This is a genomic window from Krasilnikovia sp. MM14-A1259 (assembly GCF_047159535.1).
Classification (GTDB): domain Bacteria; phylum Actinomycetota; class Actinomycetes; order Mycobacteriales; family Micromonosporaceae; genus Actinoplanes.
In genome coordinates this window covers 6,984,468-6,999,072 of sequence record NZ_BAAGAJ010000002.1, presented here as the reverse complement: position 1 = coordinate 6,999,072, position 14,605 = coordinate 6,984,468, and the positions used below count along the sequence as shown (strand labels likewise).

Here is a 14,605-nt window from a genome sequence, read left to right as displayed (position 1 = left end):
CGCGCGTTCAGCGGAAGTCGCGGGACGCCGGGGTGACCGGCGGGGTGAGCACGTCGAGACGGTCGGCCACCAGGTTGAGCACCCCTTCGCTCTGCTCCAGCCGGCCGCGGACCAGCAACGCGGCGCTGGTGCGGGCCACCCGCCGGTACCGCTGCCACAGGCCGGGCGAGCAGGTGACGTTGAGCATGCCGGTCTCGTCCTCCAGGTTGATGAACGTGACCCCACCCGCGGTGGCGGGCCGCTGCCGGTGCGTGACGATCCCGCCGACCCGGATCCGGGTGCCCGCCTCGACGCGGCCCAGCCGGGCGATCGGCAGCGCGCCCGCGGCGTCGAGCTGGGCGCGCAGGAACTGCGCCGGGTGGGTCTCCGGGGACAGCCCGGTCGCCCACACGTCCGCGACCAGACGGTCCATGTCAGACATGCCGGGCAGCGTCGGGGCGTCCGTGCCGGTGACCGTACCGGGCAGCCGGTCCGGCTTGTCCTGCGCGGCCGCGCCCGCCGCCCACAACGCCTCACGCCGGGACAGGCCGAAACCCGCGAACGCGTCCGCGGTCGCGAGCGCCTCCAGGTGAGCGGCCGAGCATCCGGTCCGCCGGGCGAGATCCGCCATGCTTCGGTACGGCCCGTGCGCCCGCTCCCGCTCGATCGTCTGGGCCAGCTCCTCACCGACGGTACGGACACTGGACAGCCCCATGCGTACGGCCGGGCCGCCCAGCCCCCACGCGTGCGGCGGCTCACCGGGCACCGAACCCCACCGGGTCTGCGGGGTCGACTCCAGCGTGGCGGCCGCGTCGCTGAGATTGATGTCGGGGCGGCGTACCTCGGCGCCGTGCCGGCGGGCGTCGTCCACCAGCGACTGCGGCGAGTAGAAGCCCATCGGCTGCGCGTTGAGCAGCGCCGCGCAGAACGGGGCCGGGTGGTAGCGCTTGAGCCAGGCGCTGGCGTACACGAGGTAGGCGAAGCTCATCGCGTGGCTCTCCGGGAAGCCGTAGCTGGCGAACGCGGACAGTTTGAGGAACAGGTCGTCGGCCAGCTCGCCGGTGATGCCGCGCGCGGCCATCCCCGCGTACAGTCGCTCCCTGATCTGGTCCATCTTCTCCGCGGAGCGTTTCGAGCCCATCGCGCGGCGCAGTTGGTCCGCTTCGGCCGGGTTGAACCCGGCCACGTCGATGGCCAGCTGCATGAGCTGCTCCTGGAACAGCGGCACCCCCAGCGTCTTCTCCAGCGCGTTGCGCATCAGCGGATGCGGGAAGGTGACCTCTTCTTTGCCGTTCTTGCGCCGGATGTACGGGTGCACCGAGCCGCCCTGGATCGGCCCCGGCCGGATCAGCGCCACCTCGACCACCAGGTCGTAGAAGGTCTGCGGCTTCAGCCGGGGCAGCGTGGCCATCTGCGCGCGGCTCTCCACCTGGAACACCCCGACCGAGTCGGCCCGGCACAGCATCTCGTACACCTCGGGGTCGTCCAGGCGCATCGTGCTGATGTCCAGATCGGACTCGATCATGTCGTACGCGTAGTGCAGCGCGGACAGCATGCCCAGCCCCAGCAGGTCGAACTTCACCAGGTCGATGGCCGCGCAGTCGTCCTTGTCCCACTGCAGCACGGTGCGGCCGGGCATGCGGCCCCACTCCACCGGGCACACCTCGATGATCGGCCGGTCGCAGATCACCATGCCGCCGGAGTGGATGCCCAGGTGCCGGGGGAAGTTCTGCACCTCGTTGGCGAACTCGATCACCTGCTCCGGGATGTCGTCCACGTCGACCGCGGCGACGCTGCCCCACCGGTCGATCTGCTTGCTCCACGCGTCCTGCTGGCCGGGCGAGAAGCCGAACGCCTTCGCCATGTCCCGTACCGCCGACCGGGGCCGGTAGGTGATCACGTTGGCGACCTGGGCGGTGTGTTCGCGGCCGTGTTTCTCGTAGACGTACTGGATGACCTCCTCGCGCCGGTCCGACTCGATGTCCACGTCGATGTCCGGCGGGCCGTCCCGTTCGGGGGCGAGGAAACGCTCGAACAGCAGGTCGTACTCGACCGCGTCCACATTGGTGATACGCAACGCGTAGCAGACCGCCGAGTTGGCCGCGGAACCCCGCCCCTGGCAGTAGATGTTCTTCTCCCGGCAGAACCGGACGATGTCGTACACCACCAGGAAGTAGCCCGGGAACTTCAGCGTCTCGATCATCGCGAGTTCGTGCTCCAGTTGCGCGTACGCCTTCGGATGCGCCTGCGGCGGCCCGTAGCGTTCCCGGGCGCCGCGCATGGTCAGCTCGCGCAGCCAGCTCATCTCGGTGTGCCCCGGCTCCGGAATCTTGAAGTCCGGCAGCTTCGGCGCCACCAGGTTCAGGTCGAACGCGAGATCCTCACCGAACATGGCCGCATTCGGCACCGCATCCGGGTACGCGGCGAACCGCCGGGCCATCTCCGCCCCGCTGCGCAGGTGCGCGGTGCCCGCCGCGGGCAGCCACCCGTCGATCTCGTCGAGACTGCGCCGCGCCCGCACCGCCGCCAGCGCGGTGGCCAGTTTCCGCCGCCCCGGCGTCGCGTAGTGCACATTGTTCGTCGCCACCACCGGCAGGTGGCGTGCGGCCGCCAGTTCGGCCAGCACATCGTTACGGTCGTCGTCGTACGGGTCGCCGTGGCTGGTCAGCTCCACCGCAACGTTGGCCGCCCCGAACAGCGCGACGAGCCGGTCCAGCTCCCGGGCCGCCGCGACCGGGCCGCCGGTGGCGAGTGCCCGGGGAACGCTGCCCTTGCGGCACCCGGTGAGCACCAACACGTGGTCGCGCAGCACCTCGGCGACCTGCTCCAGGTCTCCGTACTTCGGTTTGCCCTTCTCCTTGCCCGCGAGCTGGGCACGCGAGATCGTGCTGGCCAGCCGGGCGTAGCCCTCCGGGCCGTGGGCGAGCGCCAGCAGGTGGCGTCCTTCCGGGTCGGGTTCGCCGTTCTGCGGCTTGGACAGGTCCAGCGACAGCTCCGCGCCGAAAATCGTGGGCAGGCCCAGCGCCCGGGCCGCGCCGGAGAACCGCACCACTCCCTGGAACCCGTCGTGGTCGGTGACCGCCAGCCCGCGCAGGCCGAGCCGGAACGCCTCCTCGGCCAGTTCCTCCGGATGGCTGGCCCCATCGAGGAAGCTGAAATTCGTGTGGCAGTGCAGCTCCGCGTACGGGACGGGATCGTCTCCGCGGACCAGCGCCGGTGCGGCGGTGTACGGCTGCCGTTTGCGGGTCCACGCGGGTGAGTCGCCGCCGTCGGCGTCCACGGCGAGCGGGTCGACCGCGTACAGATGGCGCTCCGGCTTGCCGCTGAGCCTGCCTTCCAGCTCGGACCAGGGCATCCGGGGGTTGTGGAAGCTCACCGCCCACCCCCGGCCTGCCCGTGGCTCGTCCCCCGCCCGGCGCTAGTCATAGATCGCCTCGATCGCCCAGTGGCCGCCCGTCAGGGCGAGGAGCAGAGCCCGGCCGTCCCCGAGGCCGATCTGGAACCGGGCCCGGCGGCGCGCCTCGGCCGGAGCCCACCACCGTTCGTCCACCGGCCACGGCCCGGCCCAGCCGACGATCTCGATGCCGTCACCCGCGAGTCGCCCCTCCACATCAGCTCCGCCCCCCGCCTGAACTCGCCCGTGCGCATCGGGCCGGCCTCGCATGTCGGCCCGCCCGCCCACGTCCGCCCGCCCTTGCATATCCGCCCGCCCACCCACGTCCGCCCGCCCTTGCATATCCGCCCGCCCACCCACGCCCGCCCGCCCTTGCATGTCGGGCCGCCCTTGCATGTCCGCCCGCCCACCCACGCCCGCCCGCCCTTGCATGTCCGCCCGCCCGCTCACCGCGGCGGCATCAGTCGCGGGCCTTACCGGTCTGATGTCGTATTCGGATCGCCCGGCTCTCCGGGTGAGCGCGCCGTTTCGGCCCATGGACGAGACACCGATGAGCAGGCGCGCGGGAGTGCCGGACAGTTCCAGGCGAGCACTGACCCGGACAGGCTCGCCGTCGAGATCGAGGACCACGGCGGGCAACGGCTGGGGCAGAACCAGCGCGGGGGCCGGCTTGGGCAGGCGGCCCGGCCACGGCGGGAGGGCAGCCAGCCGACGGGCCTCCACGGCCTCGGTGCGGCGGGCCCGCCCGTCACCGGCTGCGGCCCGCCGCACAGACGCGGCAGGCCGGGAGTCACCGCCACTGCCGGACCGGTCCCCGGAGTCGCCACCCCTGCCGGACCGATCGCCGAAGCCGCCGCCACTGCCGGACCGGTCCCCGGAGTCGCCACCCCTGCCGGACCGATCGCCGGAGTCGCCGCCACTGGCGGACCGGTCGCCGAAGCCGCCGCCGCTGGACCGGTGGCCGGCGGTGTGGTCGTTGCCGAGGGCCGCGCCGGGACTTGTCCGCGTTCCGGTGGCGGGCGATCCGGATACGACATCAGAGCTGTAGCGATCGCCGCCGGACTGCACGTCCTCGGGGACAGCCTGCAACCCGGGCCGGGTGGACAGTGACGGGAGCGGCGGAAGCGGCGAAGCCGGACCCCGCCCATCAGCCTCCGACCCGGCCACCGGCAACGACTCCGCAGGGGCACCGGCCGCAGACGGGTCCGCCGGCGCGGAGACAGGAAACGGGTCCGCCGGCGCGGTGCCGGGGCGGGCGGGCACGCGTTCGTCCCCCCACGGGACCAGGCGCACCTGGTCGTCGGCGGACCGGCCGCCACCCAGCACCGGTGTCATCACCGCGTCGGGGCCGAGCAGGCCCTGAATACGGCTGAGCGCGCGGTGCGCCCGTTCCTGGTCGGCGCCGGTGTCGCCCCAGAGGCCGGGCTGCAGTCCGAGGTGGACGAGCACGCCGTCGGGCACCAGCCGCAGCCGGATCAGACCGGCGGTGGGCCGCGCGGGGCCACCGCGGCGGGCGCCGGTGAGCCAGCCGTCGAGCTGCCAGCGCACGCGTTCGGCGATGGCGGCCGCGGTGAGCATGCCGTCGTGCCGCCACACCCGGTGCAGTTCCTGCCCGTCGGCGGTGATCGCCTCGATGCCGAGCCGGGTGCAGGCCAGCCCGTACGCGGCGAGCCGCTCGTGCAGCCGCTCGGCGAGGACGCGACCGGCGAACGCCGCCACGTCGACGCGTTCCAGCGGCTCGTCGTACTCCTGCGTGACGTCCAGGTCCGGTGGCGGTTTGCGGACCGCGAGCGGTCGATGGTCGAGGCCCGCCGCCCACCGGTGGGCGAGCGCCCCGTCGAACCCGAACCGGGTCAGCACGTCCCCCGCCGGCAAGGCCGCGAAGTCACCGAGCGTCCGGACGCCCAGCCGGCGCAACAGGTCGGCCAGATCCGGGCGCTCCAGCGCCTCGACCGGCATCCCCGCCAGGAACGCGCGGGTCCCGCCCGGCACCACGATCTGCCCGGTACGGGCGGCGAGCCCGGCCGCGAACACCCCGTCCGCAATGCCGATCTGGCTCTCCACGGCGCATTCCTGGGCGACGTGTTCGACGATCCGCTCGGCGGCCGCCTGCTCACCGCCGAAGTACCGGGCGGGCCCGCGCACGGCCAGCGCACAGGAACCCGGGCGGATCACCTCCACCCCCACCGCCACCTCCTCGACCGCGGCCACCACCGGATCGAAGGCGCGCGCGTCGCGCCCCGGGTCGTGCTCGACGACGGTCAGGCGCGGGCACCGGCTCTGCGCCTCGCGCCGCCGCAGCCCACGGCGGACCCCGTCCGCGCGGGCCGACTCGGAACAGGCCAGCACCCGGTTGGCGCGCAACACCGCCACCGGTTCGGCAGCCGGCACCCCGTCCACGATCTCCGCGGCGATGACCGGCCAGTCCGGGCACCACAGGAGAAGCGTCCGCGGGCCACTGGTGCCGCCACGATCGCCGGTGCTCACGCCGGCACCACCGCCAGCGGCGGTCTCCGGTCCTCTCGCCCGGCGTCCCCGGGGCCCGGGGCGGGTGGCGCGGCCCCCGGAGGTGACACCACGCCGATGGCCGGCAGCCACATGGTCATGCGTTTGGGACGGGAGGCGGCGCCGCGACCCTGCGCCGTGACGGTGACCTCACGGCGACGCAGGCGTCCACGCCCGGCGCCCAGGCCCTCCCATCGGCCGTCCCGGACCTGCAGGGTCACGTCGGCGCCGGCCCACCGCCCGTACGGCACGAGGACGCTGCCGCGCTGGCGGGCCCGGGCGGCCAGCCGGCTGGCGACGGACGCGGACACCGGACCGGGTACGGCGATCACGACCACGTCCACGCCGTCGATGAGGGCGGCGACCACCGTGGGCCACTCGGGGCCGGGCTCGGGTACGAGCGCGAGCCGGTCCAGGATGATCCCGCTCTCGGCCGCGGCGAGCACGCCCAACGCGGGCACTCCCACCACCGCGCACCAGGAACCGGAACGTGAGGCCGCGGACAGCAGCGCGAGCAGCAGGGAGGTGCTCCCGCTCCCGGTCACGGATTCACCGCGGGGGGTGCCGGCGGTGGTGCTCTCGACAGGGCGGCTCTCGAATGGGCTGCTCTCGACAGGGCTGCTCTCGAATGGGCGCGGGTGGGTCACCGGGCGGCCCGCCGCGACCGCGACGGTGCTGCCCCGGCGCAGTCCCCGGCTGGGTAGCAGGCCACTGAGCTCCGGCAGCACCGGCAGCACCCGGTGCACGCCCGGCTCGTCGGTGTCGCCGGCCGCCCGCACCAGCTCAGCAAGGGCAGCCGCACCATTGATCATGCGCCCCGCCATGCTGCCCCGCTCGATTCGACGATCCTGTGTGGCCACCCCGGAATTGCGGGTCAGCAGCAGGAGTTCTGGACTGACATCTGTTACGCGGAGCGGGGTCAGGCGGCCAGGGGTGGCTGGTAGCTCAGGCCCAGGGACGCCTCGACCACCGCGACGAACTGCTCGGCCGCGCGGAGCAGGTCATCGGCCTCGCGCGCGGTAACGACGCGGGGGATTCCGGCCTCGGCGGCCGCCCGTTTCCCGGCGCCGAGGGCGAAATAGCCGGCCCACTCCCCGAAGTCGGGGGCGACGAGCACGAGCAGGGACCAGACACTGGTGACCCGGCTGCGCCGTGTCGGCGCGGCGGGACGGGCCCGGGCGGCGAGCACCGCCGCGGCCGCGCGCAGGGCGGCCAGGTGGGCCGCGGCGTAACGCAGGCCGTCGGGGCGGGTCTGCGCCGCCTCGGCCAGGCCCTGCCGGGCGATGGTCAGGAGCTGGGTGGGTGTGCGGTGCGGCAGCATGTGCGCCGGAACGGTGGGTGCCTCGGGCCCGGCCGTCGGCGCGTGTGCCGGCGTGGTTGCCTGAATGACGCCCGCCGCCGAGTGGCTCGCCATGATCTCTCCTCGCGTATGTCGCATCCGACGTGCTGGTCGAACCGATCGCTGCGGAGGAAGGCACAGCGGTCAGGGCGCGCCGGCCGGGTATGGATGCTTCCCCACACCACACCCGGCCGGACGAGCCGGCGGGTTCGCCGCCCGCCGCCCGGGGGTCGAGGGCGGCGGACGACGATCCTGCCTGGTGAGGACCCGGACCCGCGAATGCCCGGACCTCGCGTGCGGCACTTCGCGGGCGCCGCACTCCGGGAGCCGAGCCGCGAATCACCGCTCCCGAGTCGCTAGGACGCACGTTCGACTGAATCGAACACGCGTTCTAACTTGAGGAGAGAGTAACACCCCCCTCCGACAAAAAAGCAACATCGACGGACCCCGCCCGAACGAGGTTCTTCAGCAGCTCGCGCGCAGGCGGGAACGGCGCCCTCCACCTGCGCAAACGTGCGAGGCGATCGGCGTCAGCCGCCGACGTGGATGCCGGGGCGCAGGCCCTGGTCGGGCTCACTGGCCCGGATGATCTCGCGGACCACGGGGGCGGTGTCCCCCCGGCCGAGCAGCAGGTACCGGAACAGGTGCACCAGCGGGCGGCCCTCCGCCCACTCGAAGTAACAGTGCGGGCGCACCCCGGTGGCGTCCCGCAGCGCCAGCAGAATGGCCGCGATCGCGTTCGGGGCGGCCGGGCTCTGGGTACGCAGGATCCGGTGACCCTCCACCTCGACGCCGTGCACCGTGAGCACGTTGCTGAACGCCGACGGGTCGATCACGTCGACCTCCAGGAACAGCACGTCGGCGGCGCGGGGCACCGGGTTCATGCCGCGTTGCTCGCGCTCCTTGGCGTCGTACTCGGCGAGGTCTCCGGCCTGCCGGCGGTTGGCGACGATGTTGAGCTCGCCGTCGTGGGCGATGGAATCGGCGATGAAGCGGCGGGCATCCTCATCGAACTCGATCCGCTCCGCGCGCAGCTCCGTGGTCCGGGTGATCCGCGAGATCAGCGACACCACGATGATGGCGGCCACGAACACCGCCGAGATGGCGATGCCGTCCGGCTTCTCGATGATGTTGTCGCCGAGGGCGTACAGCAGGATCAGCGTGAGGATCGTGAAGCCGATCGTGGCGCCGCGCTGCCGGGCCCGCGCGGCGGAGATCGTCACGGCCACCGCCCCGGAGACCATCATCGCCAGGATGCCGGTGGCGTACGCCCCGGCCTGCGCGTTGACGTCCGCGCGGAACAGCAGCGTGATGCCGATGCTGACCGCGGTGTAGACCAGCACCACCGGGCGCACCGCGCGGGCCCACTCGGGCGCCATGCCGTAGCCGGGCAGGTAACGGGGCACGATGTTGATCAGGCCCGCCATGGCGGAGGCACCGGCGAACCACAGGATCAGGATGCTGCTGATGTCGTACACCGTGCCGAACGCCTCACCGAGCTGCTCGTGCGCCAGGTACGCGAGCGCCCGCCCGTACGCCGGGCCGCCCTCCTGGAACGCCTCGTGCGGGATCAGCACCGTGGTGACGAAGCTGGTGGCGATCAGGTAGACGCTCATGATCAGGGCGGCCACGGTGAGCAGCTTGCGGGTGTTGCGGATCCGCCGTTCGAGCCGCTGCTCGGGGGTTTTGCCCTCCGCGGCGATGAGCGGCATCATGCTGACCCCGGTCTCGAAGCCGGACAGGCCCAGCACCAGCGCCGGGAACGCGAGGATCGACGGGCCGAGGATCTGGAAGAACCCGGTGCCGTGCTCGCTCAGTGCGTGGGTCCACGTCGAGAACGCTCCCGGCGTACTGATCACCTCGCCGATGCCCACGACCGTGACCACCGCGTTGAGGGCGAGGAAGATCGCGACCAGCGGAATGGCAAGGCCGACCGCCTCGCTGAAGCCGAGCAGGAACACGAAGCCGAGAACCAGCAGCAGCACCACCGTGATGAGCACGTTGTGCCCGTGCAGGAAGTCCGGGAAGTTCGGATTCTCCGCCATGTGCACGGTCGCGTCCGCGGCGGACAGCGTGATCGTGATGATCCAGGAGGTGGCGACGAAGCCCAGCAGCACCAGCACGAACAGCTTGCCCCGCCAGAACGGCAGCAGGTGCTCCAGCATGGCGACCGAACCCTGCCCGTGCGGGCTCTCGTGCGCCACCCGCCGGTACATGGGCAGCATGCCGAACAGGGTCAGCGCGACGATGAGCAGCGTGGCCAGCGGCGACAGCGCGCCCGCCGCAAGCGCCGCGATGGCCGGCAGGTAGGACAACGTGGAGAAGTAGTCCACGCCGGTGAGGCACATCACCTTCCACCACGCCTGCGGCTTGCCGTGCCCCTCCTCGGCCTCCGGACCGACCGGCTGCACCCGGTGCTGCAGCAGCCACCGGCCCAGCGGATGCTTGGGCGGCGCCACAGCGTCCGCGCGATCGACACAGGCCGGGACATGGATATCGGTGCTCATCGGGTATCAGGATGCACCATGGGCGCGACACACACGCCCAAGACCAAGGGGAGGGATACGGATGACACGCACCGTCGTCGTCACCGGCGCGAGTTCCGGGGTGGGCCTGGCCGCGGCCAGGCTGTTCGCCCAGCGCGGTGACCACGTGGTCATGACGGGCCGGGATCCGCAGCGGCTGGCCGACGCGGCCACCCAGGTCCGCGCTGCCGGGGACGGCCGGGAACCGGACGCGGTCCGGGCCGACTTCGCGGTGCTCGACGACGTACGCCGGCTCGCCGCCCACGTGCGCGACACGTACCCGAAGGTGGATGTGCTGGCCAACAACGCGGGCGGCATCCCGAGCTCCTACCGCTGCACCGTGGACGGCTTCGAGTCGACGATCCAGGGCAACCATCTGGCGGCGTTCCTGCTGACCGGCCTGCTGCGGGAGCGGCTGCGCGACGGCCGGGTGGTCAACACCGCCTCGGACGCACACGCGCGCGGCGACCTGGACCCCGACGACTTCGTCTCCTCGCCGGAACGGTTCCGGATGTGGCAGGCGTACGGCGGCAGCAAGGCCGCCAACATCGCGTTCGCCGCGGAGGCGGCCCGGCGCTGGCCGGACATCGTCTCGGTGTCGTTCCACCCCGGGGTCGTGCGCAGCAACTTCGGCGAAAGCGCCATGTTCCGGTTGTTCTACCGGTACGCCCCGTTCCTGACCACCCCGGAGAAGGCGGGCGCGCTGCTGGTGTGGCTGGCCACCGCGGACGGCGTGACCGACGGCGCCTACTACGTGGGACACAAGCCCGCCCGCCCGCGGGGCAAGGCCGGGGACCCGGCGGTGGCCGCCAGACTGTGGGAGACCAGCACGAAAGCGGTCCGCTTGTAAGGAGTACCGGTACCCTCGACCCGTGACAGGACGGAGACCGGCGCTCGGCGTCGCGATGGTGCTCGCCTCAGGGGCGTTGTTCGCGGTCAACGGCACCGTGTCCAAGCTCGTCCTCCGCGCGGGCGTGCCCGCCCCGCAGCTCACCCTGCTGCGAGCCGCGGGCGCGTTCGCCGGGCTGCTGGTGCTGAGCCTGCTCATCCCACCCGGCCCGCGGCGGCTCGCGCTCCAGCGCCGCGAGGTGCCCCTGCTCCTGGTGTACGGCGTGAGCGGCTTCTGCCTCGTACCCATGTTGTATTTCGTCGCGATCAGCCGGATGCCGGTCGGCATCGCCCTGCTGTTCGAATACATGGCGCCGCTGCTCGTGGCGTTGTGGGCGCGCTTCGGCCAGCACCAGCCGGTGCGCCCGCGGCTGTGGGCCGGGCTGGTGCTCAGCCTGACCGGGCTCGCCTGCGTCGCCGAGGTGTGGGGCGAGTTCCACCTCGACGGGCTGGGCGTGGCCGCCGGGCTGGGCGCGGCCGTGCTGCTGACGTTCTACTACGTGCTGGGCGCCCGCGGCGTGCAACACCGCGACGCGCTGTCGCTGACCACCTGGGCGTTCGCCGCGGCGACCGCGGCGGGCCTGCTGATCCGCGCGGTCACCCCCGGCACCGCCGACTGGTCGGCGCTGTCCCGCAGCGAGGCGGGCATCCCCGTGGTGTTGCTCTGCTGCTCCGTGGTGCTGTTCGGGTCGATCCTGCCGTACCTGCTGGTGGCGGGCGCCCTGCGGCACCTGCCCGCGACCAGCGTCGGCATCCTCGGCATGGTGGAGCCGGTGATCGCCGCGGCGGTCGCCTGGCTGGTCCTGGGCCGCGGCGAGGCGCTGAACGCGGCCCAGCTCGCGGGCGGTGCCCTCGTGCTGGCCGGGGTCACGCTGGCCGAGACCGCCCGGATCACGCCCGAGACCGGCACTCCCTCGGCCGAACCGCTGGTGACCGCGGCCCGGCCCGGCGAGCCCTGACCTGCGCGTCCACCGCCCTGGCCTACGTCTGCGCAGGCGCGTCCATCGGCCGGGCCCGCAGGAGCCGCGCGGCTTAGCCGCGCGGATACGCCGAGGCGGGATGCTGTGGCGTCATCGCGTCGAGCAGGGCGAACATCTCGTCGATCCGGGCGTTCAGGACCTCGCGCAGCCCCGCAGCGAGCCGTTCCCAGTCCTGCCGGGTCGGTGGCTGCCGGGGTGGCAGCGCGTCCAACGCGACGCGGATCTCGCCGAGGCTGAGCCCGACCCGCTGCGCCGCACGGATCATCGCGACCCGGCACAGGACGTCGGCGAAGAACCGGCGCTGGTTGCCCGCCACCCGCTCATGGGGCAACAGCCCTTGATCGGCGTACCAGCGCACCGCCGACGGCGCGATTTTCATGCGCTCGGCGACCTGCCCGACGGTCAGCCCGGCGACGTGCCACTCCGTTTCCATCCGCCGATGCTGCCGTACCCGGGGGTTGCCTTCAAGTGCACTTGAGCCCCTAGCGTCCGGGACAGCCGCATGCAGGCCGGCGGCCACCGGACAAAGGGGAGATCATGACGATGGCGAGTGGACAGACCGTGCTGGTGACCGGTGCGACCGGCCGGGTGGGCGGACAGGTCGCCGCGCAGTTGACAGCCGCAGGTGACGTACGGGTACGCGCGCTGTCCCGCCATCCGGCCACCGCGTCGGCAGATCTCGGCCCGGACGTCGAGATCGTCGCCGGGGATCTGGCCGTACCGGAAACCGTGACCGGCGCGCTGGCGGGCGTCGATGCGGTGTTTCTGGTCTTCCCCACCGTGACGGCCGATGCGGCCGCGCGTGAGCTGGTCACCACGCTGAGCCGGCATGTCCGGCGGATCGTCTACCTGTCCGCGCACGGCGTGCCGACCGTGCCCGACCGGCGCGCAGAGCCGGACGGCGGGATCCTCGGCTCGCACGCCCACCTCGAGGGCCTCATCGCCGCGACGGCCTCGGAACACACACTGCTGCGCGCCAGTGGGTTCGCCGCCAACACCCTGCCCTGGGCTGCGCAGATCCGCCGGTCCGACGTGCTGCGCTGGATCCTTCCCGCGGCGAAGCGGGCACTGATCCACGAGGCCGACGTGGCCGCGGTCGGGGTGCTCGCCCTGCGCGAGGACGGGCATTCCGGCGAGGCGTACCACGTGACCGGTCCGGAACAACTGACACAGGTGGAGCAGCTTGCCGCAATCGGTGAGGCGCTCGGGCATCCGCTGCGTTTCGAGGAGATCAACGCCGACGAAGCTCGAACCGAGCTGTTCCCCGGCCTGCCGGCCGAGGTCGTCGCGGCCATCATCGCGGGCCAGGCCTCGATGGTGGAACATCCCGAGCCGGTCACCGACACCGTGGCCCGGCTGACCGGCAGACCCGCCCTGACGTTCGCGCAGTGGGCCCGCGATCACGCCGGCGACTTCGCGAGGCCGACACCCTGACCACGCAGAGCGACGGGACCGCCGATGCGGCGAGCGGCGGTCCCGAGTTCGTGCCAGACGCGGGGCAGTCCATGTCCGGGCGCGCCTCCCCTGATCAGGATGGTCGACGAAACGGCTGGTCACTGATCCCGAGGAGCTTTAGATGACGTACCGCACTGTTCGCGTTGCCGCCCTGGCCACGGTGGCCCTGGGCCTGGCCCTCACCCAGCAGGCGTGCGCGAGCGGGGTCACCGTTTCCACCTCCCCCGCGACCACCGCGCCGACCGCGGGCGGGTCCGCGCCGGCCGCCCCGGCCGCATCCCACAGTGCCCAGGCCGGCCAGACCGGCAGCGCCAAGACCGGCCAGACCGGCAGCGGCAAAACCGGCGGCTCGGGTCAGGGCGGCAGCACGGTAGCCGTCTGCCGGACCAAGGACATGACGGCCGTGGTCACCTTCCAGCCGCAGTCGGTCACGGGGGCCACCCGCAAGGGACTGGTGACGCTGACGAACACCTCGCACCGTGCGTGCAAGGTCGAAGGGCGGGCGGCGATCTCGCTGACCAACGCGGCCGATGAAGTCGTCGACGCGGCGGTCGAGAACGTCGACGAGCCCGGCAAGGCCACGCCGATCGTGCTGAAGCCCGGCCGCACCGCGTTCGAGGGCATCAAGTGGACCGTGTGCGACAAGAGCGACGAGCACTGCGCCGTCGGCAACGGCATGAAGTTCAACCTGGAGGCGAGCACGGACGGCCTCAACGCGAAACTCGAGGGCTTCCCGGCGGCGGAGAAGAGCAACATCACGATGCGGGCGATGAGCATCGGCACACTCCAGCCCAGCACCCAGGGTGTCGTCGCCTGGTGACGCCCGCCGGGCCATTCCGCGCGGCAGAATGGCCCGATGGAGAACCATCCGAACGTGCAGGCCGTACGGGATGCGCTGCGGGCCGCGGACGCACGTACCGCCGACGGCGCGACCCCCGGAATCGTCGTGCTGGACGAGGCCGTGCACACCGCCGCCGCAGCCGCAGCGGCGCTCGGGGTCGAGGTGGGACAGATCGCCAACTCGCTGATCTTCGACGCGGACGGCGAGCCGCTGCTCGTGCTGACCTCCGGCGCGCACCGGGTCGACACCGCGAAAGTGGCGACCGGACTGGGTGTCGCGAAATTGCGGCGGGCCACCCCGGAGTTCGTCCGGCAGCACACCGGGCAGGCGATCGGCGGGGTGGCGCCGGTAGGACACCCGAAGCCCGTACGCACCCTGGTCGACACGGCCCTCGCGCAGTTTCCGGTCATCTGGGCCGCGGGCGGCGTGCCCCGCGCGGTCTTCCCCACCACGTACGCCGAGCTGCTGCGCGTCACCGCCGGTTCGCCCGCCGAGGTCGAATAGCGCTCAGTCCTCCGCTGACGTGGTGACAAGGTCCTGTGGCACCGCAGTTTCGGGCTCCGCGGGACTCCGGTCGACGCCCCGCAGCGCACGGATGGCGTAGAGCCCCGCGGCCACGACGAGCAGGCCACCGGCCAGGAAGACGACGTCGATCCGGCCGAAGCGCAGACCCACGACGGTGACGTCGAAGCCACGTAG

The 14,605-nt window shown here is 72.6% G+C and carries 11 protein-coding genes and 2 pseudogenes; 5 read left to right on the top strand and 8 right to left on the bottom strand.

Features of this window, described 5'->3' with window-relative positions; all coding sequences use genetic code 11:
* Positions 1-7 precede the first annotated feature (7 nt).
* From ACMCNK_RS31935 to ACMCNK_RS31910, 6 genes and pseudogenes are all read right to left on the bottom strand, one after another.
* Positions 8-3,355, bottom strand: coding sequence for an error-prone DNA polymerase (locus tag ACMCNK_RS31935; RefSeq protein WP_412740047.1), 3,348 nt, complete (start codon positions 3,353-3,355; stop codon positions 8-10).
* A 42-nt stretch (positions 3,356-3,397) separates the two neighbouring features.
* Positions 3,398-4,048, bottom strand: a pseudogene (locus tag ACMCNK_RS31930) (hypothetical protein); the annotation flags it as partial.
* Between the two features lie 492 nt (positions 4,049-4,540).
* A pseudogene (locus ACMCNK_RS31925) lies at positions 4,541-5,860 on the bottom strand (DNA polymerase Y family protein); the annotation flags it as partial.
* Positions 5,857-6,702, bottom strand: coding sequence for a hypothetical protein (locus ACMCNK_RS31920; RefSeq protein ID WP_412740046.1), 846 nt, complete (start codon positions 6,700-6,702; stop codon positions 5,857-5,859). The gene ACMCNK_RS31920 and the pseudogene ACMCNK_RS31925, both read right to left, overlap by 4 nt.
* A gap of 95 nt (positions 6,703-6,797) precedes the next feature.
* Positions 6,798-7,292: an SAV_6107 family HEPN domain-containing protein gene (locus tag ACMCNK_RS31915; protein WP_412740045.1), complete on the bottom strand. Its 495-nt coding sequence runs from the start codon at positions 7,290-7,292 to the stop codon at positions 6,798-6,800.
* Between the two features lie 455 nt (positions 7,293-7,747).
* Positions 7,748-9,724 (bottom strand): amino acid transporter, encoded by a 1,977-nt coding sequence (locus tag ACMCNK_RS31910; protein ID WP_412740044.1) that lies wholly within the window; start codon positions 9,722-9,724, stop codon positions 7,748-7,750.
* Between the two features lie 61 nt (positions 9,725-9,785).
* Between ACMCNK_RS31910 and ACMCNK_RS31905 the strand changes: the two genes are divergently transcribed.
* Positions 9,786-10,592 carry an SDR family NAD(P)-dependent oxidoreductase gene (locus tag ACMCNK_RS31905; RefSeq protein WP_412740043.1) on the top strand — a complete coding sequence of 269 codons (807 nt, stop codon included), beginning with the start codon at positions 9,786-9,788 and terminating at the stop codon, positions 10,590-10,592.
* 22 nt (positions 10,593-10,614) lie between these two features.
* Positions 10,615-11,589 (top strand): EamA family transporter, encoded by a 975-nt coding sequence (locus ACMCNK_RS31900; RefSeq protein WP_412740042.1) that lies wholly within the window; start codon positions 10,615-10,617, stop codon positions 11,587-11,589.
* Between the two features lie 73 nt (positions 11,590-11,662).
* On the opposite strand, the gene ACMCNK_RS31895 is transcribed toward ACMCNK_RS31900, so the two are convergent.
* Entirely contained in the window at positions 11,663-12,043 is a 381-nt protein-coding gene (locus ACMCNK_RS31895) for a MerR family DNA-binding protein (protein WP_412740041.1), read from the bottom strand.
* 104 nt (positions 12,044-12,147) lie between these two features.
* On the opposite strand from ACMCNK_RS31895, the gene ACMCNK_RS31890 reads away from it, so the two are divergent.
* From ACMCNK_RS31890 to ACMCNK_RS31880, 3 genes are all read left to right on the top strand, one after another.
* Complete coding sequence (locus ACMCNK_RS31890; RefSeq protein WP_412740040.1) at positions 12,148-13,044, top strand: SDR family oxidoreductase; 897 nt, start codon at positions 12,148-12,150, stop codon at positions 13,042-13,044.
* A 142-nt stretch (positions 13,045-13,186) separates the two neighbouring features.
* Positions 13,187-13,885, top strand: coding sequence for a DUF4232 domain-containing protein (locus tag ACMCNK_RS31885; protein WP_412740039.1), 699 nt, complete (start codon positions 13,187-13,189; stop codon positions 13,883-13,885).
* A gap of 36 nt (positions 13,886-13,921) precedes the next feature.
* Entirely contained in the window at positions 13,922-14,410 is a 489-nt protein-coding gene (locus tag ACMCNK_RS31880) for a YbaK/EbsC family protein (RefSeq protein ID WP_412740038.1), read from the top strand.
* Between the two features lie 3 nt (positions 14,411-14,413).
* On the opposite strand, the gene ACMCNK_RS31875 is transcribed toward ACMCNK_RS31880, so the two are convergent.
* Positions 14,414-14,581, bottom strand: a complete 168-nt coding sequence (locus tag ACMCNK_RS31875) for a hypothetical protein (protein WP_412740037.1) — start codon at positions 14,579-14,581, stop codon at positions 14,414-14,416.
* Positions 14,582-14,605 lie beyond the last annotated feature (24 nt).